At 51.4% G+C, this 1,424-nt stretch carries 1 protein-coding gene and 1 pseudogene; both read right to left on the reverse strand.

The genetic code is table 11. From position 1 onward, the window contains the following. Window positions 1-417 (reverse strand): annotated as a pseudogene (locus ACTHUM_RS14085) (sulfate ABC transporter permease subunit CysW); the annotation flags it as partial. 84 nt (window positions 418-501) lie between these two features. Next, a complete protein-coding gene (cysT, locus tag ACTHUM_RS14090) occupies window positions 502-1,338 on the reverse strand; it encodes a sulfate ABC transporter permease subunit CysT (RefSeq protein ID WP_070460694.1) in 837 nt (278 codons plus the stop codon). Window positions 1,339-1,424: the final 86 nt, after the last annotated feature.

Here is a 1,424-nt window from a genome sequence, read left to right on the forward strand (position 1 = left end):
CTGTATGCCTTGCGCTTCCAGCCAGCCGCCCAATGCCGTGTGCGCGCCGAACAATAAGACGAACATCAAACCGGCCACCACGGGCGATACGGAAAACGGCAAATCGAGCAGGGTAGTCAGCAACTGCTTGCCGCGGAAGTCGAAACGGGTCAGCAGCCACGCCATCGCCACGCCCAAGACGGCATTGACGGGGACGACAATCAGCGCGGTAATCAGCGTCAATTTGATGGCAGACCATGCCTCGGGATCGGTCAAGGATTGCAGGTATAAATCCCAACCGCCTTTTAAGGCCTCATAGAATACGGCAACCAAAGGCACGACCAGCATCAGCAGCAGAAAGCCCAAGGCGGTAGCAGTCAGCAATACGCGCAGCCAACGCGGTTCGCTCAAGTTTGGATTAGTGGAATGGGTTTTCATGTTAGTGAAGTCTCTATTTATTCTTGTATCCTTTTAGGCCGTCTGAAAAATGTTTGCTTGATGTTTCAGACGGCCTGTTGTTTGTTAAACCCTCGCTCCGGCGCGGCGGCTTAAAGTCCATTGCATAATGTTTAAAATCAGCAGGATGACAAATGAAATCATCAGCATAAACAGAGCAACGGCAGACGCGCCCTGAGCATCGTATTGCTCCAGTTTTCCGGTAATAATCAATGGCAGGATTTCAGACACCATCGGAATATTGCCTGCGATGAAAATGACCGAGCCGTATTCGCCGGTAGAGCGGGCAAACATCATGCCTGCACTGGTCAACAAGGCCGGTGTGATTTCAGGCAAAAGGACACGGCGGAACGTAGTCCAACGGCTTGCGCCCAAAGTTGCCGCAGCTTCTTCATACTCGCCTGACAATTCTTCCAATACCGGCTGCACGGCGCGGACGATAAAGGGCAGACTGACGACAATCAGCGCAATCCAAATACCGATGGGCGTAAAGGCGATTTTGATGCCCAAAGGCTCGAAAAAACGGCCTATCCAGCCATTGGGCGCATACAAGGTTGCCAATGCAATGCCTGTTACTGCTGTCGGTAGCGCAAACGGCAAATCGACCAAAGCGTTTACCAACCCTTTGCCTGGAAATTCGTAGCGCACCAATACCCAGGCGACCAACGTGCCGAACACGATATTGGTCAACATCGCATAAAACGACATCCGCAAGCTCAGCCAGACGGCCGCCAAGACATTGGGTTCGGTAATCGTGTTCCAAAATCCGCTCCAGCCGATTTCTGCCGCTTTGGCCGCCATCATCGCAAACGGCAAAACCACCAAAAGCGACAGGCATAAAACCGTCAAGCCCAGGCTGAGTTTGAAACCCGGCAATACAGAAGGCGTTTTGAGTAACAACATAATGGCAACCGTCAGAATTTAATACACGCTTACTTTAACAAGGCAGTCTGAAAACTGGAAAGAATGCTTTGTTTGGTATAAAGACG

The organism is Neisseria sp. P0021.S006 (assembly GCF_051956895.1).

Coding starts and splice junctions, on each gene's coding strand:
- cysT (WP_070460694.1), bottom strand. CDS start 1,338: ATGTTGTTACTCAAAACGCCTTCTGTATTGCCGGGTTTCAAACTCAGC.